The organism is Achromobacter sp. 18P8.1.1 (genome assembly GCF_057799415.1).
Genome location: NZ_JBYOKH010000041.1, coordinates 37,804 through 58,214, shown reverse-complemented (window position 1 = coordinate 58,214; position 20,411 = coordinate 37,804). Strand labels below are relative to the sequence as shown.

20 protein-coding genes are annotated in these 20,411 nt (G+C 65.9%); 12 read left to right on the top strand and 8 right to left on the bottom strand.

What is annotated here, in order from left to right; translation table 11 throughout:
- Positions 1 to 843, bottom strand: an 843-nt coding sequence (gene xseA, locus AC27VE_RS22675) for an exodeoxyribonuclease VII large subunit (protein ID WP_488705032.1), incomplete at its 3' end; no start/stop codon positions are given.
- A gap of 351 nt (positions 844 to 1,194) precedes the next feature.
- On the opposite strand from xseA, the gene AC27VE_RS22670 reads away from it, so the two are divergent.
- The 3 genes from AC27VE_RS22670 to lpxK are packed head-to-tail and all read left to right on the top strand — an operon-like array spanning position 1,195 to position 3,274.
- A complete protein-coding gene (locus tag AC27VE_RS22670) occupies positions 1,195 to 1,818 on the top strand; it encodes a MotA/TolQ/ExbB proton channel family protein (RefSeq protein ID WP_088590123.1) in 624 nt (207 codons plus the stop codon).
- A complete protein-coding gene (locus tag AC27VE_RS22665) occupies positions 1,815 to 2,228 on the top strand; it encodes an ExbD/TolR family protein (RefSeq protein WP_315844975.1) in 414 nt (137 codons plus the stop codon). The genes AC27VE_RS22670 and AC27VE_RS22665 overlap by 4 nt, the downstream gene beginning before the upstream one ends.
- A complete protein-coding gene (gene lpxK, locus AC27VE_RS22660; protein WP_488705031.1) occupies positions 2,225 to 3,274 on the top strand; it encodes a tetraacyldisaccharide 4'-kinase in 1,050 nt (349 codons plus the stop codon). The genes AC27VE_RS22665 and lpxK overlap by 4 nt, the downstream gene beginning before the upstream one ends.
- Here lpxK and AC27VE_RS22655 read toward each other — a convergent pair.
- Positions 3,271 to 5,478, bottom strand: a complete 2,208-nt coding sequence (locus AC27VE_RS22655; RefSeq protein ID WP_488705030.1) for an IgaA/UmoB family intracellular growth attenuator — start codon at positions 5,476 to 5,478, stop codon at positions 3,271 to 3,273. The genes lpxK and AC27VE_RS22655 overlap by 4 nt on opposite strands.
- A 194-nt stretch (positions 5,479 to 5,672) precedes the next feature.
- Between AC27VE_RS22655 and AC27VE_RS22650 the strand changes: the two genes are divergently transcribed.
- The 7 genes from AC27VE_RS22650 to rpsT all read left to right on the top strand — a co-directional run bounded on the left by AC27VE_RS22650 (position 5,673) and on the right by rpsT (position 11,744).
- On the top strand, positions 5,673 to 5,855 hold the full coding sequence (locus AC27VE_RS22650) for a Trm112 family protein (RefSeq protein WP_006225458.1): 183 nt from the start codon (positions 5,673 to 5,675) through the stop codon (positions 5,853 to 5,855).
- Positions 5,856 to 5,866: 11 nt separating this feature from the next.
- The gene (gene kdsB, locus AC27VE_RS22645; protein ID WP_488705029.1) at positions 5,867 to 6,631 is read left to right on the top strand and encodes a 3-deoxy-manno-octulosonate cytidylyltransferase; all 765 of its coding nucleotides are present in this window, start codon (positions 5,867 to 5,869) and stop codon (positions 6,629 to 6,631) included.
- 91 nt (positions 6,632 to 6,722) lie between these two features.
- Positions 6,723 to 7,379, top strand: coding sequence for an adenylate kinase (adk, locus tag AC27VE_RS22640; protein ID WP_315139388.1), 657 nt, complete (start codon positions 6,723 to 6,725; stop codon positions 7,377 to 7,379).
- Between the two features lie 134 nt (positions 7,380 to 7,513).
- The gene (locus AC27VE_RS22635; protein WP_006220294.1) at positions 7,514 to 8,272 is read left to right on the top strand and encodes a 3-hydroxyacyl-CoA dehydrogenase; all 759 of its coding nucleotides are present in this window, start codon (positions 7,514 to 7,516) and stop codon (positions 8,270 to 8,272) included.
- A gap of 181 nt (positions 8,273 to 8,453) precedes the next feature.
- Positions 8,454 to 10,013 carry a murein biosynthesis integral membrane protein MurJ gene (murJ, locus tag AC27VE_RS22630; RefSeq protein ID WP_488705028.1) on the top strand — a complete coding sequence of 520 codons (1,560 nt, stop codon included), beginning with the start codon at positions 8,454 to 8,456 and terminating at the stop codon, positions 10,011 to 10,013.
- Positions 10,014 to 10,206: 193 nt separating this feature from the next.
- On the top strand, positions 10,207 to 11,169 hold the full coding sequence (locus tag AC27VE_RS22625) for a FecR domain-containing protein (RefSeq protein ID WP_427958022.1): 963 nt from the start codon (positions 10,207 to 10,209) through the stop codon (positions 11,167 to 11,169).
- Between the two features lie 311 nt (positions 11,170 to 11,480).
- Positions 11,481 to 11,744: a 30S ribosomal protein S20 gene (rpsT, locus tag AC27VE_RS22620; protein ID WP_006225453.1), complete on the top strand. Its 264-nt coding sequence runs from the start codon at positions 11,481 to 11,483 to the stop codon at positions 11,742 to 11,744.
- 113 nt (positions 11,745 to 11,857) lie between these two features.
- Here the strand turns inward: rpsT and AC27VE_RS22615 are convergent, their stop codons facing one another.
- A complete protein-coding gene (locus AC27VE_RS22615; RefSeq protein WP_488705027.1) occupies positions 11,858 to 12,784 on the bottom strand; it encodes a LysR family transcriptional regulator in 927 nt (308 codons plus the stop codon).
- 113 nt (positions 12,785 to 12,897) lie between these two features.
- On the opposite strand from AC27VE_RS22615, the gene lysA reads away from it, so the two are divergent.
- Positions 12,898 to 14,130: a diaminopimelate decarboxylase gene (lysA, locus tag AC27VE_RS22610; protein ID WP_488705026.1), complete on the top strand. Its 1,233-nt coding sequence runs from the start codon at positions 12,898 to 12,900 to the stop codon at positions 14,128 to 14,130.
- Positions 14,131 to 14,204: 74 nt separating this feature from the next.
- Here the strand turns inward: lysA and garL are convergent, their stop codons facing one another.
- The 5 genes from garL to AC27VE_RS22585 form a co-directional block, all read right to left on the bottom strand.
- Entirely contained in the window at positions 14,205 to 14,972 is a 768-nt protein-coding gene (gene garL, locus AC27VE_RS22605; protein WP_035213403.1) for a 2-dehydro-3-deoxyglucarate aldolase, read from the bottom strand.
- A gap of 107 nt (positions 14,973 to 15,079) precedes the next feature.
- Positions 15,080 to 16,081 (bottom strand): Bug family tripartite tricarboxylate transporter substrate binding protein, encoded by a 1,002-nt coding sequence (locus AC27VE_RS22600; protein ID WP_088589999.1) that lies wholly within the window; start codon positions 16,079 to 16,081, stop codon positions 15,080 to 15,082.
- A 92-nt stretch (positions 16,082 to 16,173) separates the two neighbouring features.
- Positions 16,174 to 17,295: an Ldh family oxidoreductase gene (locus tag AC27VE_RS22595; RefSeq protein WP_088589998.1), complete on the bottom strand. Its 1,122-nt coding sequence runs from the start codon at positions 17,293 to 17,295 to the stop codon at positions 16,174 to 16,176.
- 25 nt (positions 17,296 to 17,320) lie between these two features.
- Positions 17,321 to 18,145, bottom strand: a complete 825-nt coding sequence (locus AC27VE_RS22590) for a FadR/GntR family transcriptional regulator (RefSeq protein WP_488705025.1) — start codon at positions 18,143 to 18,145, stop codon at positions 17,321 to 17,323.
- A gap of 52 nt (positions 18,146 to 18,197) precedes the next feature.
- Positions 18,198 to 19,127: a dihydrodipicolinate synthase family protein gene (locus AC27VE_RS22585; protein ID WP_006225445.1), complete on the bottom strand. Its 930-nt coding sequence runs from the start codon at positions 19,125 to 19,127 to the stop codon at positions 18,198 to 18,200.
- Between the two features lie 221 nt (positions 19,128 to 19,348).
- On the opposite strand from AC27VE_RS22585, the gene AC27VE_RS22580 reads away from it, so the two are divergent.
- Positions 19,349 to 20,350, top strand: coding sequence for a Bug family tripartite tricarboxylate transporter substrate binding protein (locus tag AC27VE_RS22580; RefSeq protein WP_006225444.1), 1,002 nt, complete (start codon positions 19,349 to 19,351; stop codon positions 20,348 to 20,350).
- Positions 20,351 to 20,411: the final 61 nt, after the last annotated feature.

The following is a 20,411-nucleotide window of genomic DNA, read 5'->3' as shown; positions in this document are numbered from 1 at the left end:
GACGCGGCCCAGCAGTTCGGAGCGCGGCACGCAGGCCAGTTCGGCGGCGGCGGTCGGCGTCGGCGCGCGCACGTCGGCCACGAAGTCCACGATGGTGAAGTCGGTCTCGTGCCCGACGCCGCTGATCACGGGGATCTCGCTGGCGGCCACCTGGCGTGCCAGGTCTTCGTCATTGAAGCTCCAGAGATCTTCGATGCTGCCCCCGCCGCGAACCAGCAGCAGGGTATCGACTTCGGCCCGCTCATTGGCCATACGGACCTGGGCCGCCAAGCGGCCGGCGGCGTCCGCGCCCTGAACCGGGGCCGGATAGATGATGATCGGCACCTGCGGCGCGCGCCGGGCCAGCGCCGACAGCACGTCGCGCAGCGCGGCCGCGTGCAGCGACGTGACAACGCCAATGGCGCGCGGCAGGCGGACAGGCTCTCGCTTGCGGGCCGGATCGAACAGGCCCTCAGAGGCCAATTGCTCTTTCAGCCGCAGAAATGCTTCATATAGGTTGCCCAGCCCGGCCCGGCGCATGGCGTCGGCCTGCAGCTGATAGTCGCCGCGGGGCTCGTACAGGGAAACCCTGGCCCGGATTTCGACCTGATCGCCAGCCCGGGGCACGAAACCGACCGCGCTGGCGCGGCTGCGGAACATGACAGCCCGCACAGAGGCCCGGCTGTCCTTGAGCGTGAAGTACCAATGCCCGGAAGCCGCCGCCGTGAAGTTGGAAATCTCTCCGCGCACCCATATTGCCGGGATGCTGCGCTCCAACAACTGCCCCACTGCTTGGTTCAGCTGGGCAACCGTCAGGATATCCCGCGCGAATGCGTTGTTTGTGACTGCAAATTCAATTGTCATGAGGCTTTCCGATGCGTACCTGTCCACAGGGCATACGTAGCGGGCCGCAATGATACCGCGTCCACAGTTTTTTGCAGCAACGGGCCAGACAGCCAGCAATTTCCGTGCAATTCATTGATTTATATGGGATTTTTACATAAACACCACTGCGCTCTTTTGAAGCAAACAAGCGCAAGCCCTGTGCCCACAAGCGTTCTGGCAGAGTTTTACACAGAATTATCCACAACTTCTGTGGATAATTCCGGGGTCAACCCGCCTTGCCACAACCCCGCCGCACCGTTACAGTTTCGGCTTGATCAGATGCCGATGCGCGCCACCTTGCGCGCCACGGTTTCCCGGGAGTTGAACGCTTTGCTTTCCATTTTGCGCGAGGCCGGCTGGCCTATCTGGCCCCTGCTGGCGACATCCGTGCTGGGTCTGGCGCTGATCTTCGAGCGCTTCCTTTCCCTGCGCCGCAGCCTGATCCTGCCCCGTGGCCTGAACGAGCAGGTAGCCGACATGCTGCGCAACCACCAGGACACCCCCGAATCGATCAACCGGCTGGAACGCAACTCGCCGCTGGGCCGCGTGCTGGCCGAAGTGATGCGTCACCGTCATCTGCCCCGCGAAGAACTGCGCAACGTGGTCGAAGACACTGGCCGCGCCGTCGCACATGACCTCAGTCGCTACATCCCCGCCATCGGCACCATCGCCGTCGTCGCGCCGCTGATGGGCCTGTTCGGCACCGTGGTCGGCATGATCGAAATTTTCGGTTCGTACACGCCCGGCGGCGGCGACCCCGCCCAACTGGCGCGCGGCATCTCGATGGCGCTGTACAACACCGGCTTCGGCATCCTGATCGCCATTCCCGCCATGATCGCGCACCGCTACCTGCGCAGCCGCGTCGACGGCTACCTCAGCGCCATGGAGCAATCCGCGTCGCGCCTGGTCCGCGCCGTGTCGTCCTTTCCCGCTTCGCGCGAGGGACGTTCATGAATTTCCGCGGCTCCCGGGGCGACCGCGATGAACTGGACATCAACCTGATTCCGCTCATCGACGTCCTGCTGGTCATCCTGATCTTCCTGGCGGCCACCACCTCGTTCGCGCGTTTCACGCAGTTGAAGGTGACGTTACCCCAGGCATCGTCGGAACAGGACACGCCCCCCGCGCTGGAAGTCGCCGTCAGCCAGGACGGCCGCTACGCCCTGAACGGCACCCTGATCGACGTTTCCACCCCGCCCGAAATCGCCGACGCCCTGCGTCAGGCCGCGGCCGGCAAGCCCGAGCCGCTGGTCGTCATCAACGCCGACGCCCAAGCCACCCACCAATCCGTGATCAACGTCATGGAAGCCGCCCGGCTGGCCGGCATCGGCCGCGTCAACTTCGCCGCCCAGACCTCCCGGTGACCACCCCGCGTTCTTCTGCCTCGCTGCTGGCGCGCCAGTGGCAGCACGGCGGCTGGCTTTCGAGCCTGTTGCTGCCCCTGTCCGCGCTGACCGCATGGGCGGTGGCGCGCAAGCGCAGGCAATACCTGGACGGCACCCGCCCCGCCTACCGCGCGCCCGTGCCGGTGGTGGTGGTGGGTAACGTCTATGTGGGCGGCACGGGCAAGACGCCGATGGTGATCGCCACGGTCCAGGGCCTGCGCGCCCGCGGCTACACGCCCGGCGTGGTCAGCCGGGGCTATGGCGTCAAGATCGACGGACACGCCCGTGTCGGGACCGGCGCCCTGGAAGCCGCCCGCTTCGGCGACGAACCGGCCCTGATCGCCCGCGCCACCGGCGCCCCCGTCTCGGTGCATCCCAAACGCGCCCTGGCGGCCCAGGCCCTGCTGCAAGCGCATCCCGAGGTGAATGTGATCGTCTCGGACGACGGTCTGCAGCACCTGGCGCTGGCCCGCGACATCGAAATCGTCGTGCAGGACGAACGCGGCATCGGCAACGGCCGCCTGCTGCCCGCCGGCCCCTTGCGTGAACCCGCCAGCCGCTTGCAAGATGTGGATGTGGTGGTGACCAATATCGGCACCGCCGACGGCCGCCCGGCGGCAACGGGCAATGCCCGTCCACGCCAGGTGCGGATGTGGTTGGAGCCGGGCGAAACCCGCCAGATCGAAGGTGGCGCCACCCGGCCGTTGTCCGCCTATGCGGGGCAGCCGCGCATCGCGGCCGCGGCCGGTATCGGCAACCCCGAACGGTTTTTCGCGACGCTGCGCGCCGCCGGTATCGCGCTGGATGCGACGCTGCCCCTGCCGGATCACCACGACTATGCGGAATCGCCCTTCCAGGCGATCACGGCGGAGACCATCCTCGTCACGTCCAAGGACGCGATCAAGTGCGCCGCCTTGCACGATGCACGGTTGTGGGAAGTGCCGGTGCAGGCCGCCTTCTCGGACCCGCAACTGTTCGATTGGCTGGCGCAGGCCCTGCGCCAGCCTGCCCGCGCCCGCGCCTAAAAAAACGCGGGCTTGGCAGCGCTGCGCTGCTGCGCATATTCCTGCAAGGCGCGCTGGCGTGCAGAGGAGGCCCGCATGCGGATCAGCGCGAGGGGCGCGTGCACCAGCACCAGCAAAGCCGCCAGCGCCAGCCACGCCATGCGGGCCGCGGCCGGCCATGGATCATCCAGGCTGCGCGAGGCATCCACGGTGATTTCCGGCGCGCCCGACGCATCGGCGCCCGCTCCCACCACCATGCCGGCAAGCTTGAACGGCATTGCGCCTTCGGGTGACATCACCGTCTTCTGCTGGCCCCAGGCCGCCAACAGGTCCTCGTTGTGCAGGTCCTTCAAGTCGGGCAACGTGGCATAAGGGCCTGGCAGCACGTTCAGAATCACGCCGCCCTTCTGGGTCGCTATCGCGCTGCGGGACGCGCGGTCCAGCGCGGCCTTGATCGCCGGCTCCATGCTGGATTGGGCAAGCTCACGCAGACGGCGCACGTCGCGCGACATCAGCACGCCGTCATCCCTGCGCCCATTGGCGTTGAACGCCCCGGCCTCCACCAGCCGGAACAGCTCCAGCCAATTCCCGGGCTCTTCCCTGGCCAGCAGCAGGCCATCGACAAACGCTTTCTTCAATTGGTCGCACGCGGCAATCGCAGCGCCGGTGGCGGACTCGCACGCCGACTCGATGGTCAGCACGGTCTTGCTCAGTCCGACCACGGTCTCGGCCGACAGGGAGCGGGCACCGTAGAGCGCCATCGGGTTGTCGCCCATCTGGCGCATGGCCTGGCTCCGGATCATCATGTCCATCATCGGGTTGGGCCGAGTCTTCAGGAAGTCGCCCGAATACAGCTGCAGGATGGGCGCATCCACCTCCAGCGCAGCCGCCTGCGGCGTCGCCCCGTCCCACCGCAAGCGATGGCAATCGAAAGCCGCCCGGTCGAACTCGTCGATGCGGCGCAACTCGCAGCGCCCGTGGCCCTGCAGCGACACCACCGTGCCGAAGCCCGGCGGGTCCTGGGTCAGGGCAGCCGCCGATTCATAGCTGCGAGCTGGCGTGCCGCGCAGCCAGGCGCTCGTCAACGCCGCATCGCCCTTCAGGTTGTCTGCCGTTGCCCACACCGCGATTCCGGCCAGCACCCCGACAAGCGCAAGCGTGGCATGGCGGCCCCAGTAGACACGCGGAAACCGGCGCTGCTCCTCATCCACCGAATAGTTGCTACCCAAGCGCAGGACGGCGTAGTCGTCCACCCGCACGTCCACGTCAACCCGACCGTCGTCAGGCAAGGTCAGCGTGCTGCGCCAATGGTCAGGCAACTTGATCGGCAGCTTGTCGCCCAGGAACAGCTGGGTGGACACGGCCTGCGTGTTCTCCGGATTGGTCAGCACGACGGCATTGAGCTCGCCGCGCGCCCGGTTCACCTTCTGCGGCGCATCCGGCGCCCGGCGTCGCCAGGTCAGCCACAGCGCCAGCACTGCCAGCGCCGCCGCTGCGCCCGCAAAGGCGACACCGCCGCCAGCCACGGTCGCGGCCAGGCCGGCAAAGACCAGCAGCCACACCATCGCAATCCAGAATCCGATCCCGGGGCGTTGGCGCTCGGCGATTTCAGCGGGCGTCTCATCGCGCTGGTTCAGGATCTCCACACGCAGGGCGTCTGCCAGCTCGCGCTCGTCTTCCCCGCTTTCCGCCGACGCGTCCACCGGCACCACGTCTTGCAGCGCCCCCACCTTGCCGCCTGACCACTGCTGGCCTTGCTTCTGCCGGCGCAGATCGCGGTCGCGGCCGCCGGCGATGTCGAATTGGCCGTTCAGCGCCACAACAATGGCGAATTTTTCCGTCATCGCCACTTCGGCCTGATTGTCCTCAAGCAGGTAATCGCGGGCGTCATAGGGCAACACCACGTCGACCCCGCCCAAGGTGTCATGCATGGTGGACCCGCCCTGGCCGGTCTGAAGCCCATGGCGCACGAAAGGCCCCTTTAGCGCGACGATGCCCTCATTGACGAGGCTGGCGGCCTTCTTGGGATTGGCGGGAGACACCAGGAAGGGTTGCACCAGCGCGCGTTCTTCGCTGGTCATGGGGCGCAGCGCCTCGCCCTGCTGCTTTAACTCGCGCAACGCCCCCTTGTTGTCGCTGCGCCGCACCATATAGGTGATCCAGCTGATGATTGACCAGACCAGAATGATCAGCATCAATCCGATCTTGAGGGTATTCGCATCCATTGCGTTGCTTTCCTTTACCGAGAAACGCGGCGGATGATAGCGACGAACCGTCCCCGAATTTGCAGCATTCAATGCAAAACATGACATGAATTAACAAATGAACGGAAACCAGTATTCCTTTGGTCTGCAAATGGGTGTCGCCCCGAGGAAAGCTACCCGCTGTCCACCCGCAAAACTGTTTTAGAATCGCGGTCATGGAATCCCGACTTCTCGACATCCTCGTCTGCCCCTTGTGCAAGGGCCGCCTCGAACACGACCGGCAGCAAGCCGAACTGGTTTGCCGCGCCGACCGCCTGGCCTTCCCGCTGCGTGACGGCATCCCCGTCATGCTGGAGTCGGAAGCCCGCGCGTTGGACGAAACGCCCGCCGCCAACTGAACGCCCCCATCGTGAGTTTCATTGCCCTGATCCCGGCGCGGACCGCCTCGACCCGCCTGCCTGATAAACCGCTTGCCGACATCGCCGGCAAGCCGATGGTCGTGCGCACGGCCGAACGGGCCGCCCTGTCGGGCGCATCGCAGTTGTACATCGCGACGGATGACGTCCGCGTCCAGGCTGCCGCCGACGCCCATGGCCTGACCGCGCTGATGACGCGCGGCGACCACCCCACGGGCACTGATCGCCTGGCCGAAGCCGTGGAGCAGCTGGGCCTGCCCGACGATGCTATCGTGGTGAACGTCCAGGGCGACGAACCGCTGATCGAACCCGAACTCATCGACGCCGTCGCAGCCAAGCTCCAGGCCCATCCGGAAGCCGATATCGCCACCTGCGCCTGCCCGCTGGCCGACGCGGACGCGCTCTTCAACCCGAATGTCGTCAAGCTGGTCTGTGCCGTCGACGGCCGCGCGCTGTATTTCTCGCGCGCCCCCATTCCCTGGGCGCGTGACGCATTGGCCGCTGGTGAACGCGTGCTGGCCGACGGGTTGCCCGCCTGGCATCACATCGGGCTGTACGCCTACCGCGTGTCCTTCCTGCGCCGCTTCCCGACCCTGCCGCAAGGCTTGCTGGAACGGTTCGAGTCGCTGGAACAGCTGCGCGCCATGGAACATGGCCACCACATCGTCGTCCACCGGGCCTCCAGCCCTCCTGCGGCAGGGGTAGATACCCCGGCGGATCTGGAGCGCGTCCGGTTGATCTACAGCAAACAGATATAAGGGTTATTTCCCATAGCGCGGCTCCGCATTGGCTGCTGCGTTGCGGCATAATCCCCCGGATCACAAAAAATAAACCCCATCAGGAGCACTCATGCGTCTTATCTTGCTCGGACCTCCCGGCGCCGGCAAAGGCACCCAGGCCGCGTTTCTCACCCAGCACTTCGGCATCCCTCAGATCTCCACCGGCGACATGCTGCGAGCCGCCGTGAAGGCAGGCACGCCGCTGGGTATTGAAGCCAAAAAGGTCATGGATGCCGGCGGTCTGGTTTCCGACGAGATCATCATCGGCCTGGTCCAGGACCGCCTGACGCAGCCCGACTGCGCGAACGGCTACCTGTTCGACGGCTTCCCCCGCACGATCCCGCAAGCCGACGCGCTGAAAAGCGCCGGCGTCAAGCTGGACTACGTCGTGGAAATCGAAGTCCCCGAAGAGGACATCATCGAACGCATGAGCGGACGCCGCGTGCACCAGCCCAGCGGCCGCAGCTACCACGTGCGCTTCAACCCGCCCAAAGTGGAAGGCCGCGACGACGTCACCGGCGAAGAACTGATCCAGCGCGACGATGATCGCGAAGAGACCGTTCGCCACCGCCTGTCCGTGTACCGCGAACAAACGCGCCCCCTCGTCGACTACTACTCGACCTGGGCACAGCAGAACGCCGCTGAAGCCCCCAAGTACCGCAAGATCTCGGGCGTGGGTGCCGTCGACGAAATCAAGTCGCGCCTCTTCGAGGCCGTCAACAGCTGATTGGCGCATTGATGGCCCACAGGCCTTCGGCGCCGGCCGAACGCGATGCGTTCCTGCCCCGGCCCGAAGGCCTTGTCACATTCGGCGCCCGCCGCGCCGCATTCATCCCCTTGAACTGATCTGGTGGTAGAGACATGGAAATCGCGAACAAGGTATTCATCGTTACGGGCGGCGCGTCCGGCCTGGGTGCAGGCACCGTGCGCATGCTGGTGGAAAACGGCGCCAAGGTCGTCATCGCCGACGTGCAGGACGAGCCCGGCCAGGCCCTGGCGAAGGAACTCGGCCAGCGCTACGTGCATTGCGACGTGACGCAGGAAGCCGACGGCAAGAGCGCCGTCGCCGCGGCGCTCGAACTGGGCGCCCTATTCGGCCTGGTGAACTGCGCGGGCGTCGCGCCCGCCGCCAAGATCGTGGGCAAGAACGGCGCGCATCCGCTGGACCTGTTCCAGAAGGTCGTGTCGATCAACCTGATCGGCAGCTTCAACATGATGCGCCTGGCCGCCGAGGCCATGAGCGCCAATACGCCCGAGCCCACCGGTGAACGCGGCGTGATGATCAACACGGCCTCGGTCGCCGCGTTCGACGGCCAGATCGGCCAGGCGGCCTATGCCGCATCGAAGGCCGGCGTGGCTGGCATGACCCTGCCGATCGCGCGCGATCTGGCCAAGACGGGCATCCGCTGCATGACCATCGCCCCGGGCATCTTCGGCACGCCGATGATTTTCGGCATGCCCCAGGAAGTGCAGGATTCGCTGGCCGCCAGCATCCCCTTCCCCGCGCGCCTGGGTCGTCCGGAAGACTATGCCAAGCTGGTCTACAGCATCGTCACGAACGATATGCTGAACGGCGAGACCATCCGCCTGGACGGCGCCATCCGCATGCCCCCGAAATAATGCCCCCACGCCGCGCATGCTTCGCACGCTTGCTGCCCCCGAGGGGGCGCTTTTTCCCTTGGGGCGGCCCGGCGGGAAAAAGGCATTCTTGTGTGAAGCAGCGTGTGGCGGAGCAGGGCCCCTTTCAACGGGCATTGTGTTTACGGGGCCAATCGGCCCCATTTTTACGTAGTCCCCATCCATGAGCCTGTTCCGTTCGGCGGCCACCGTCAGCAGCTTCACCCTGCTGTCCCGCATTTCCGGCCTGATCCGAGACATCCTGGTCGCCCGCGCCTTTGGTGCCGGCCCTATCACCGACGCCTTCTGGGTCGCCTTCCGTATTCCCAACCTGTTGCGGCGCCTGTTCGCCGAGGGCGCTTTCGCCCAGGCCTTCGTGCCCATCCTGGGCTCCGCGCGCAACAACCGGTCCGAAGAAGAGGTCCGCACCCTGCTTGACCGCGTGGCCCTGCTGTTGACGGCCGCGCTGATGCTGATCACGCTGATTGGCATCGTGGCCGCCCCGTGGGTAGTGTCCGCCATGGCCAGCGGCTTGCGCGGCGCGGCCCGCGATACCGAATTCGGCGCCGCCGTCTGGATGACGCGGATGATGTTCCCCTACATCTTCTGCATGTCGCTCATCGCCTTCGCCTCAGGCGTCTTGAACACCTGGCGCCGTTTCGCCGTCCCCGCGTTCACGCCGGTACTGCTGAACCTTTCCATGATCGCCGCCTGCATCTGGCTCGCACCCCGCATGGACATCCCCGTCTACGCGCTGGCCATCGGCGTCATGATCGGCGGGGTGGCCCAGTTGGCGGTGCAGTGGATCGCCCTGTCGCGGCTGGGCCTCACGCCGCGCTTCTCCCTGCGTTTCCGCGAAGCGTGGGCCGACCCCACCGTGCAGCGCATCCTCAAGCAGATGGCCCCCGCCACGCTGGGCGTCTCGGTGGCGCAGATCTCCCTGCTGATCAACACCAACATCGCCACCTGGCTGACGCCGGGCAGCGTGACGTGGCTGTCGTTTGCCGACCGCCTGATGGAATTTCCCACCGCGCTATTGGGCGTCGCCCTGGGCACGGTGCTGCTGCCCAGCCTGTCCGCCGCGCACGCTCGCGACGACCACGGCGGCTACAGCGCCCTGCTGGACTGGGGCCTGCGCCTGGTGCTGCTGCTGGGCCTGCCTGCCGCGGTGGGCATGGCGCTGCTGTCGGACGGCCTGGTCGCCACCCTGTTCCACTATGGGGCCTTCGCCGCCCAAGACGTGCTGCAGACCCGCCTGGCCGTCATTTCCTATTCGGTCGGCCTGATCGGCCTGCTGTCGGTGAAGATCCTGGCGCCGGGCTTCTACGCCAAGCAGGACATCCGCACACCGGTCAAGATCGCCATCGGCGTGCTGATCCTGACACAGCTGATGAACGTGGCGCTGGTGCCGCTGATGGCCCACGCCGGCCTGGCCTTGGCCATCGGATTGGGTGCGTGCCTGAATGCACTGGCGCTGCTGATCGGCCTGCGCCGCCGTGGCGTGTATCAGCCGGGCCCCGGCTGGGCGGTGTTCGCACTGCGCCTGATCCCCGCGCTGGCCGCGCTGTCTGCCCTGCTTTGGTATGCCGACGGGCGGATCGATTGGATGGGCCTGCAGGCCCATTCCGGCCTGCGCGCGGCTTGGCTGGGCGGCGTATTGGCCGCCAGCGGCCTGGTCTACTTCGGAATGTTGTTACTCTTTGGCTTCCGTCCTAGAGATTTTGGACGACGTCCCAGCCGGTAATTTCGGCCGTTAGGGTACCTTCCCCATCAAAAAGCCGGCTTCAGCCGGCTTTTTTGCTTTAGATTCGTCAAGAATTGACAATCGGGCCGTAATCTTTGGTAAAAAACCTTTATTATTTACAAATTGCCATCGAAAGGATCCCCGCCAGCACCGCATGCGGGAAGATGAAGTGAAGTACGCCCAAGGACAACCCATGGCGGACCAGGTGATCAATTGGTTGCTGCTGCTGCGCTCCGGCAAAGCGACCGCGCAGGACTACAACGACTTCCTGGCGTGGCGTGCGGCTGACCCTGTCCATGAGAATGCCTGGCAACAGCTGACAGGCTCGCTCTCAGGATCGACATTCGGCCGGCTCGGCGACGCTTACCCTGCCGGGTACGCCGCCGGATCGCCCGCGCAGCCGCTGATCCCTCCGCCTCCGGCCATCATGCCGGCCCGACGCCGCTTTCTGACCGGTGCGTTGGCGCTCGCCAGTACGGGCGCTTGCGCCGCCTATGTCGGCAACGCCTATTACCCGCTGAACAACATGGCCGCGGACGCTGCCACGGCCACCGGCGAACGGCGCCGGTACGTGCTGTCGGACGGCAGCCAATTGCTGCTGGACGCACGCAGCCGCGTCAATCTGGATTTCACGCCCGCCTACCGCCAGGTCCGCCTGCTGGATGGCGCCGTGACCGTATCCGTCGCCCCCGATGCGCGCCGCCCCTTCCTGGTGCAGACCGCCGAGGGCACCGTGCGCGCCCTGGGCACCCGTTACATGGTCCGCCAGCAGGCGCAACGCACCGTCGTCGTGGTGCACGAACATGAAGTGGAAGTGGAAACCATGTCGGGCGCCCACGGTTCCGTGCGCGCCGGCACCGGCGCCCGTTTCGACGCGTCCCGCATGGATACCCCCCGCGCCGAGCTCATGGCCGAGGCGGCCTGGGAATCCGGCTGGGTCGACGCCCGCGGCCGCCCGCTGGCCGAAGTGATTGCCGCGCTGCGGCCCTATCGCACCGGCACGCTGCGCCTGTCCATGGCGGCTGGCGGCTTGCCGGTGTCGGGCCATTTCCCGCTGGACGATACCAATGCCGCGCTGGCCACCCTTGAAGACATGATGCCGATCAGCGTCCGGCGCTTCACGCCCTGGTTCGTGTCGATCAACGTCGCCGCCTGACAACGCTGTGCCTCGGGCCTGTGCCTGCGGCCCGCTTCGTTGTATACTCAGTACCGTGTTTTTATCCAGTAGGCGCCGCGGGTTTTTCCTCAAGGCTTTTTGAGGACCATCCGCCAGGGTTGTCCAGCTAAGAGTGCTCAAGTTTGGGAATTGTCTTTCCAGCTACGGGTTCTCCAGCCCAGGAACCTTTCCCTTAGCGCCCCCCGCCCGGTTGACGGGCGCTCCATCGGTAGATCAAACATTAAAAGCTTGCAATCCCGCAGGGACTTGCTACAATGTTCGACTTTGCCGAATTCAACTTATATAGCAACATGGCCAATACCGCCCAAGCCCGCAAGCGCGCTCGCCAATCCGTTGAGCGCAACAAGCACAATTCCAGCCTGCGCTCGATGCTGCGCACCGCCATCAAGCGCGTTCGCCAATCCATCGCCGCTGGCGACAAGGCTTCGGCTGGCGAAGTGTTCCAGAAGGCCTCGAGCGTGATCGATCGCGTGGCTGACAAGAACATCATCCACAAGAACAAGGCCGCTCGCCACAAGAGCCGCCTGGCTGCCGCTATCAAGGCGCTGGCCTAAGATTCTGCCGCCCCTGCTTTTTGGGGCGTCATGAATACGGCAAATGAAGAAGGATGCCCCAGGGCATCCTTTTTTGTTGCCTGCTCGAAACGCCACGCGCGCCGCTATTCCTACTACGCCCCGCCCTGCGCCATGCGTGACGCCAACTGGCGCTTGATGGCGTCGGCCGCGGCGGCTAGCGACGCCATGAACGCGTCCACCAGCGGATTTGCCGGACGATGTTCGGGAAACACCACGTTGACGCGAAACGGGAACGAGCGGCGCATCGGACGGATGTGCAGTCCGCGCCCCGCGAAATCCAGCGCCGTCAGCGGGTTCACGATGGCCAGGCCCAGCCCCTGGCGCACGAACGTGCACACGGACACCGCCGTGGGCGTCTCCACGATGGACCGCCGCAGCACCCCCGCCTCGGCGAAGGCTTCGTCGATCTGGATCCGGTAAGGGTCGCTGGACGACAGACTGACGAAGGCGTGCCCTTCGAAATCAGGCAGATCGATCGCCGGCTTTGCCAGCAACGCGTGCCCGTCGGGCAGCACACACACCTCGTCCACTTGCAATAACAGCTGCACACGCGTGCCGGCGGGCGCCGCGTCGTGTTCTGTCAGCCCCAAGTCGTACCGCTGCGCCGTCAGCCATTCTTCCAGGAACGGCGACTCCTGCGCCTCGAGCGCCAGGCTGACGCCGGGATGCAGATCATGAAAGCGCCGGAACGCGTCGGGCAGGATCGAATGCGAGAACGCCGGCAAGGCGATCACCGACAACTGGCCGCCCCGGAAGGCGCGCAAGCGGGCAGCGGCGGACGCCACGCGCTCCAACCCTGCGTAGGACTGCCGGATCTCGTCGTAGAGCGCCAGCGCCGGCATGGTAGGCCGCAGACGCCCGTGCACGCGCTCGAACAGCGCGAAACCGATGCTGTGCTCCATGCGCGCCAGTTCGCGGCTGACCGTGGGTTGCGACGAGCTAAGCAGCTCGGCCGCCCGCGTAACGCTGCCGGCAATCATCACCGCCCGGAACACTTCGATATGCCGATGGGTCAGCATGGGCCACCCCATATCAAGAATGAATGGATCTTTGAAATATAAGCATTTTACTGGATGCCTTTGAACAGGCATCATGCCGCCTGGTTTCAATTCCCAATCAAGGTCCGCCCGCCATGGCATTCGATCCGCGCCAACTCACCCAACTCGCCACCCAGCACGGCACGCCGCTGTGGGTGTACGACGCCGCCGTCATCCGCGAGCGCATCGCGCAACTGCGCCGCTTCGACACCATCCGCTACGCGCAGAAAGCCTGCTCCAACCTGCACATCCTGCGCCTGATGCGTGAGGAAGGCGCGGTCGTCGACGCCGTATCGCTGGGCGAGATCGAACGTAGCCTGGCCGCGGGCTTCGACCCCAAGGGTGAACCGGAAGGCATGGTCTTCACCGCCGACCTGATCGACCACGCCACGCTGGCCACCGTGCTCCGCCACGGCATCACCGTCAACGCGGGTTCGCTGGACATGCTGGAGCGCGTGGGCCAGGCTTCGCGCGGTCACCGCGTCTGGCTGCGTATCAACCCCGGCTTCGGCCATGGCCACAGCAACAAGACCAATACCGGCGGCCCGCAAAGCAAGCACGGTATCTGGATCGATGACGTCGCCGAAGCCGTGTCGATCGTGCGCCGCTACGGCTTGAAGCTGGTCGGCGTCCACATGCACATCGGCTCGGGCGTCGACTACGGCCACCTGTCCAGCGTCTGCGACGCCATGGTCGACGTGGTGCGCTCGCTGGACCACGACCTGGAAGCCATCTCGGCGGGCGGCGGCCTGTCCATCCCCTATCGCGACGGCGAACCGCGCATCGATTGCGACCACTATTTCGAGCAGTGGGACGCGGCCCGCAAGCGCATCGAACAATTCCTGGGCCACCCGGTCCGGCTGGAAATCGAACCCGGCCGCTTCCTGGTTGCCGAAGCCGGCGTGCTGGTGTCGGAAGTGCATTCGGTCAACCGCCGGCCCGAGCGCGATTTCGCGCTGGTGGACGCGGGTTTCAATGATCTGATGCGCCCGGCCATGTACGGCAGCTATCACCGCATCTCGGTGCATGCGCCCGACGGCTCGGCCCCGCAGGGCGTGGCCGAAACGCGCATCGCGGTTGCCGGCCCCCTGTGCGAATCAGGCGACGTGTTCACGCAGGATGAAGGCGGCGTCATGTCCGACCAGTTGCTGCCGCAGCCGCGCATCGGCGACTTCATGGTCTTCCACAACGCGGGCGCCTACGGCTCGTCGATGTCGTCCAACTACAACAGCCGGCCGCTCGCGCCGGAAGTGCTGCTCGACAACGGCAACGCCCGCCTGATCCGGCGCCGCCAGACCGTCAGCGAATTGCTGGCGCTGGAGGAATAAACGGAAAGCCCAATCTGCAGAAGAACAGCCGCCCCACCGCCGGGCCGCCCCAAGGCGGGGCAGCCCTGCCCTTTTCAGGTCGGGAAGGCGTCGCGCAGCGCGAACGTCGCCTGCTTGAACACTCCCAGGTCCGTGCCCACCGCGACGAAGTGCATGCCCATGTCCAGGTAGCGGCGCGCGTCTGCATGGACCGGCGCCAGGATGCCCACGGCCTTGCCCTGCGCGGTGACGCGCTGATGCAGGTGGCGAATCGCCTCTTGCACTTCGGGATGGCCTGGGTTGCCGATATGACCCAGTGCCGCGGCCAGGTCCGACGGGCCGATGAACACGCCATCCACCCCTTCCACCGACGCGATCTCGTCGACGGCATCGATGCCCGGACGGCTTTCGATCTGCAGCAGCACGCAGATGTTGTCGTTGATGGTCTGCAGATAGTCGGGGACCGTGCCATAACGGTTGCTGCGCTGCGCGCCAGCAACGCCGCGGATGCCTTGCGGCGGATAGCGCGTGGCGGCCACGGCCAGCCGCGCGTCGGCCTCGGATTCGATGAACGGAATCAGCAGGTTGTAGAACCCGATATCCAGCAGGCGCTTGATCTGCACCGGATCGTTCCACGACGGCCGCCCTACCGCGGCGCTGGCGCTGCCCTGCAGGGCTTGCAGCTGCTGCAGGAACATCGGCACTTCATTGGGCGAATGCTCGCCGTCCAGAAGTAGCCAATCGAAGTCCGCCAGCCCGACAAGTTCGGCCGTGATGTGGCTGGACATGCACATCCAGAATCCGATGAGTCGTTCGCGGGCCAGGATGCGTTGCCGGAAACGATTGGGTAAGGGTGAGTTCATTGCCGCCTTCGTTTTTTGCAGAAAAGAGAATACGGAGTGTGCCGGGCCGCAGCCCGGCGGTACAACAGTCAGGGCCTGTTAACGCTACATGAAGCCTTGCAGAGGCCCTAGTCCATGCGGGCGCCGGAGGCCTTCGCGGCCTTGCCCCACTTCGTGATTTCGTTGTCGACGAACGCCGAGAACGACTTCGGATCGTCGCCCACCACCACAAAGCCCACGCTCTCGAGCTTCTGCCGGATCTCAGGCGAAGCCAGCGCCTTGACGGTGGCCTGATTCAAACGCTGGATCACGGCGGGCGGCGTCTTGGCCGGCGCCGACAACCCGAACCAGGATTCCGCCGAAAAGCCCGGATAACCCGATTCCGCCACAGTCGGCGTATCGGGATAAGCGGGATTGCGCTTCGCGCTGGCCACCGCCAGCGCGCGCAGCTTGCCGGAGGTGACTTGCGGCAGCAGCGTGTCCTGGTTCAGGAACATCACCGAGACCCGTCCGCCGATCATGTCGGTAATGGCGGCCGCGCCGCCTTTGTACGGCACATGCACCAGGTCGATCTTGGCATCCTGCTTCAGCATTTCCATGGCGAGGTGGCCCGACGAGCCGCTGCCCGAACTGGCGTGCGTGTACTTGCCCGGGTTCTCGCGCGCCAGCCGGATGAAGTCCGCAAACGTCTTGCCGGGGAACTCCATGTTGGCGACCAGGACGTTGGGGCCCGTCGCCAGCAGCGAGATATGCGCGAAGTCGCTGTTGCGGTAGGGCATGTTCTGGTAGACGGCGTAGCTGATAGCGTTCGATCCCACGCCGGACAGCAGCAAGGTGTAGCCGTCCGGCTCGGCCTTGGCCACCACGTCGGAGCCGATGTTGCCATTGGCGCCACCCTTGTTTTCGACGATGACGCTTTGGCCCAACTCCTTGGAAAGTTCGGCCGCCAGCAAGCGGCCCACGGAGTCCGTGCTGCCGCCGGCCGGGAACGGCACGACCAGCTTGACGGGCTTGGCAGGCCAGGCGCCGGTCTGCGCCATCGCTGCCGCCGGCAGCAGGGTCAGCAAGCCGGCCGACGCCGCGGCCAGGATGGCAAGGCGTCTGTGCGCCACGGGTTTGTTCTGTTGCATGGTTGTCTCCTCATGGTTGTTGTAGGTATATCGCCCGGTGTCCGGGTCTGTTCCTATCGTCTGTGCCTAGCGTTTGATGCGTTACGGCCGCATCAGCCGATGCAAATGTCCTCCAGCAGATACGTCGTGCCGGCGCGCTCGCAGATGCCGCGCAACCGATCGGCCAGCGCGGCCGATATCGGAATGCCCTGGCGCAGCCTGCGCTCGCGTTCCGCCGCCTCGGGCTCGCCGGCCACCAGCACGGGCTCGTCCGGCTGGGCGGGCGGCGTGTCGTGCAACGCGTCGATCATGTCATCCATATCGGATTCAAACGACCCAGCGGCGCGGAACGCGTCGGGATTCAAGGCCAGGAAGAAATGCCCCACGTCGTCCGGTTCGCCCGGACGGCGGGTGGGCGCACGCCGAGCGGCAAAGGCGCTGCCGCTGAGCGTGCCGCCCAGGATCTGCGCCATCATCGCCAGGCCGTAGCCCTTGTGGCTGCTCATGGCCGACGTGCCGCCCAGCGGCGTCAGGCCGCCCTCGGGGCGCTTGAAGATGAACTGCATTGCGGCGTCGGCGTCGGTGACCGCCCCACCCTGCCCGTCGACCGCCCAGCCCGGCGGCAGCGGCTTGTCCAGAAAGTCGTAGACCTTGACCTTGTTGGCGGCGACTGTGGTGGTCGCCATGTCCAACAAGAAGGGTTCGTTGTGGGCCGCAGGCGCGCCGAACGCGATGGGGTTGGTGCCCAGCATGGGCATGGCGCCCCGCGTGGGTACCATGATGATGCCGTTGGCGCTGCTGGTGACCAGGCCGACCACGCCGCGCTGCACCGCGATGCGCGCATACACGCCGGCCGCGCCGAAGTGATGCGAATTGCAGACCGACACCGCGCCCACACCATGCGTAAGCGCCTTGTCGACCGCCAGGTGCATGGCCTGTGAGGCCACGGGGTAACCCAGGCCGCCCATGCCGTCGATCAAGGCGCTGGCCCCGCCATCGCGCACGATCCGTGCACGGGCATCCAGCTTCAAGGAACCCGCGCGCCACTTTTCCTCGTAAGCGGGCAACATCGAAATGCCATGCGAATCGATGCCTAGCAGATCCGTCTGCGCCATGAGGCCGGCCGTGGTGTGCGCCAGATCTTCGTCCATGCCCCAGGCTTGCAGCACCTGCAGGATCTGTTCGCGGACCTGCTCGACCGGCACGTTCTTCGCTATTGCTCCATTGCCTTGCACTCGTTGTCTCCGTTGGTCGTTGATGTCAGTCGCGCTCGCGGTCAACCAGTCGGTGTCGCGCCTGCCCCAGATGGAACTGCATGGCCACGCGGGCGCGCTCGCTGTCCTGTTCGCGGATGGCGTCCAGGATGGTCGCGTGTTCGTCCACGACGCGTTGCGCGCGTTGCCGGGAACCGGTGCGCGTCAGGCTCAAGGTCAGCCGCATGAAGCCGTTGATGGATTCGTGGATGCTTTCCAGCACCCCCAGATAAAAGTCGTTGCCGCTGGCTTCGGCGATGCTGGCGTGAAACGCCAGATCGGCCTCGGGCGACACCTGGCCGTGCGTCAGGCTGTCGGCGAACGCCGCGTGGGCGTCGGCAATCTTCTTCAACTGTTCGTCCGTGCGGCGCAATGCGGCCAGGCGGGCCGCGTCGCCTTCCAACGCCACGCGCACCTCTTGCGCGCGCAGGTAGGCGCTGACGTTCTGCACGTCGTTGAAGGTCTTCAGGCGCGGCGCGGGCTGATGGCTGACAAACGTGCCCAAGCCCTGATGCGCCGTGATCAGGCCATCCGCGCGCAAGCGCAACAGGGCCTCGCGCACGACCGGGCGCGATACGCCGAAGCGTTCCGAGATCTCGTTTTCGGAGGGCAGCTTGTCGCCCACGTTCAGTCCGCCGGACACGATCTGCTCGAAAATCTGCCCGTAGACCTGATCCGCCAGCCGCACCCGGTGCCCGCGTTCGAGCAGGGGCGAACCCGACGCGTCGGACTCGACGGGCGCCTGCGGCTCGGATGAAGTTGATGCTTTGGATCGGGCCACGAAACCTCCTGGATACTTAGACCTGTTCACCTTTGCGGGAACAGCGCCCATCGTACCGCCAACAGGCGGTGCGACGGGAGGTGCGGAGCCGCCGCGTTCACGGTCAGGCCGCCACGGCTTCCTTGTCCCAGGCGGCCAGCGCGCGCGCGACAGGCGCCACGCGTTCGCGCTCGGCGTCGGAGATGCCGGTCAACAGCGGCAGCATCGGCCCCATGTCCGCCACGCCCGACAAGGTCACGGCGTCGTGCAGCACGCGGATCGGGCTGATGCCGTCGCGGCAGTCTTCCAGGCCCAGGTAATGTTCGCGCACCGCTTCGGCCTCGTCGTAGCGGCCTTCCTGCAGCAAGTGCAGCAAGCGCATCGAGCCGCGCGGGGCCACGCAGACCGAACCCGACGTGAAGCTCTTCAGGCCGAAGTCGCGGTAGTGGACGATGGCCGGGCGTTCGCCGATGCCGCTGACGATCCAGCGCGCATCCACGGCTTGCAGCAAGGACGACAGGTACGGATCCTTTGCCGGGTTGTCGCGCACCACGGCGTACTTGAACGCGACGATGCGGCCTTCCTCGATCAGGCGCGCAGCGGTGGCCGGGGCCAGGTAGTCAGCCGACTTGATGTAGACCACGGCAGGTTTTCCCAGCGCATCGGTAAAGCGCCGCACGCCATCGGCCAGCCCGGCGTCCGTGTACGGAAACGACATGGGCAGCAGCATCGCCGTCGGGAACGGACGCGAACGCAGGATTGCCGCCTGGTCCATCATCTTGCCGTAGTCGGGCCCGACCGACGGCAGGATCCACGTATCGGACCCCGCCAGCCCGGCCAGCATGTCCACGATGCGCGCGTATTCGCTGACGGCCACGTTGTAGAAGTTGGCGTTGCCGCCGTACATCACGTTGCGCACGCCACCGGCTTCCAGGTGACCCAGCAGCGCCTTGTTGGCGGCTTCGTTCAGGGAAAGATCGTCGTGGCGGGCCAACGGCGGCACGGCAATGACCGAACGCTGCAAGTCCTGGGCGGACACCGGGGAAGTTTTCATGGACGGGGCTCCTGGCTGATCCAGTTGTCAGATAAGTAAGGTGAAAAAAGTATACTTGGTTGACAAGCATAACCTCAATACCTATATTTGTTTGACAAGTAGAACGGCAACAAAACGCAGGGTGCCGCATGCGCCTTGCGGCTTGCCGCCTCGGGCCATGCCAGGGGCGGAATTTCCCACAAACGATGCGCGGCCACGCGCACACCAAGGAGACACGTTCCATGCAAGCAGCCCCCCTGCGCCGCCGGTTGCTCACCGCCGCCCTGTTGACGGCTACCGCCTTCCTGCTGCCTGCGGCACCCGCCCTGGCCGACTACCCGGAACGCGATGTCAGGATCATCGTCCCCTTCCCCGCAGGCGGCACGGCGGACATCGCCGCGCGCGTCGTGGCGGCCGAACTGGGCAAGAGCTGGAACAAGTCGGTCGTGGTGGACAACAAGGCGGGCGCGGGCGGCAACGTCGGTTCGGCCGAAGCCGCGCGCGCCGCCGCGGACGGCTACACGCTGCTGATGGGCACCGTCAGCACGCATGCGATCAACCAGTCCGTCTACGCCAAGCTGCCTTACGACCCGGTCAAGGATTTCGTGCCCGTCACGCTGGTGATTCCGGTGCCGAACATACTTGAACTGAATCCCAAGTTCGCCGACAAGCACGGCATCCGCACCGTGGCCGACCTGATCAAATACCTGAAGGCCAATCCGGACACCGTCAACATGGCGTCCACCGGCAACGGCACCTCCACGCACCTGTCGGGCGAACTGTTCCAGAGCATGACGGGCACCCGCATGACGCACGTACCCTACAAAGGCAGCAGCCCCGCGCTGACCGATGTGATGGGCGGCTCCGCCGACCTGATCTTCGACAACCTGCCCTCTTCCATGGGCTACATCAAGGGCGGCAAGCTGCGGCCGCTGGCAGTCACCACGGCCGCGCGCTCGCCCGCCTTGCCGGACGTGCCGACGCTGGCCGAAGCGGGCGTGAAGGGATACGAGGCATCCAGCTGGTTCGGGCTGCTGGCCCCCGCCGGCACGCCGCCCGCCATCGTCGACAAGATCCAGCGCGACGTGGCGGCCGCGTTGCAGCAAGAGCCCGTGCGCGCGCAATTGCAGGCCCAGGGCGCCACGCCCTCGGGCAACACGCCGGCGCAGTTCAAGCAGTTCATGGCGCAAGAGACCGTGAAGTGGGCAGAAGTCGTGAAAACATCCGGCGCCAAGGTCGACTGACCTGACGCAGATCCAGGCCCGCACGCAACGCGTGAGCGGCGGGCTTCTCATCATCACGCGA

Bases quoted from the DNA above. Each gene is read 5' to 3' on its own strand.
- adk (WP_315139388.1), top strand. From the start codon at position 6,723: ATGCGTCTTATCTTGCTCGGACCTCCCGGCGCCGGCAAAGGCACCCAG.
- AC27VE_RS22655 (WP_488705030.1), bottom strand. From the start codon at position 5,478: ATGGATGCGAATACCCTCAAGATCGGATTGATGCTGATCATTCTGGTC.
- AC27VE_RS22665 (WP_315844975.1), top strand. From the start codon at position 1,815: ATGAATTTCCGCGGCTCCCGGGGCGACCGCGATGAACTGGACATCAAC.
- AC27VE_RS22585 (WP_006225445.1), bottom strand. From the start codon at position 19,127: ATGAAAACTTCCCCGGTGTCCGCCCAGGACTTGCAGCGTTCGGTCATT.
- AC27VE_RS22650 (WP_006225458.1), top strand. From the start codon at position 5,673: ATGGAATCCCGACTTCTCGACATCCTCGTCTGCCCCTTGTGCAAGGGC.
- AC27VE_RS22615 (WP_488705027.1), bottom strand. From the start codon at position 12,784: ATGCTGACCCATCGGCATATCGAAGTGTTCCGGGCGGTGATGATTGCC.
- AC27VE_RS22580 (WP_006225444.1), top strand. From the start codon at position 19,349: ATGCAAGCAGCCCCCCTGCGCCGCCGGTTGCTCACCGCCGCCCTGTTG.
- rpsT (WP_006225453.1), top strand. From the start codon at position 11,481: ATGGCCAATACCGCCCAAGCCCGCAAGCGCGCTCGCCAATCCGTTGAG.
- garL (WP_035213403.1), bottom strand. From the start codon at position 14,972: ATGAACTCACCCTTACCCAATCGTTTCCGGCAACGCATCCTGGCCCGC.
- murJ (WP_488705028.1), top strand. From the start codon at position 8,454: ATGAGCCTGTTCCGTTCGGCGGCCACCGTCAGCAGCTTCACCCTGCTG.
- AC27VE_RS22625 (WP_427958022.1), top strand. From the start codon at position 10,207: ATGGCGGACCAGGTGATCAATTGGTTGCTGCTGCTGCGCTCCGGCAAA.
- AC27VE_RS22635 (WP_006220294.1), top strand. From the start codon at position 7,514: ATGGAAATCGCGAACAAGGTATTCATCGTTACGGGCGGCGCGTCCGGC.
- lysA (WP_488705026.1), top strand. From the start codon at position 12,898: ATGGCATTCGATCCGCGCCAACTCACCCAACTCGCCACCCAGCACGGC.
- AC27VE_RS22600 (WP_088589999.1), bottom strand. From the start codon at position 16,081: ATGCAACAGAACAAACCCGTGGCGCACAGACGCCTTGCCATCCTGGCC.
- AC27VE_RS22590 (WP_488705025.1), bottom strand. From the start codon at position 18,145: ATGGGCGCTGTTCCCGCAAAGGTGAACAGGTCTAAGTATCCAGGAGGT.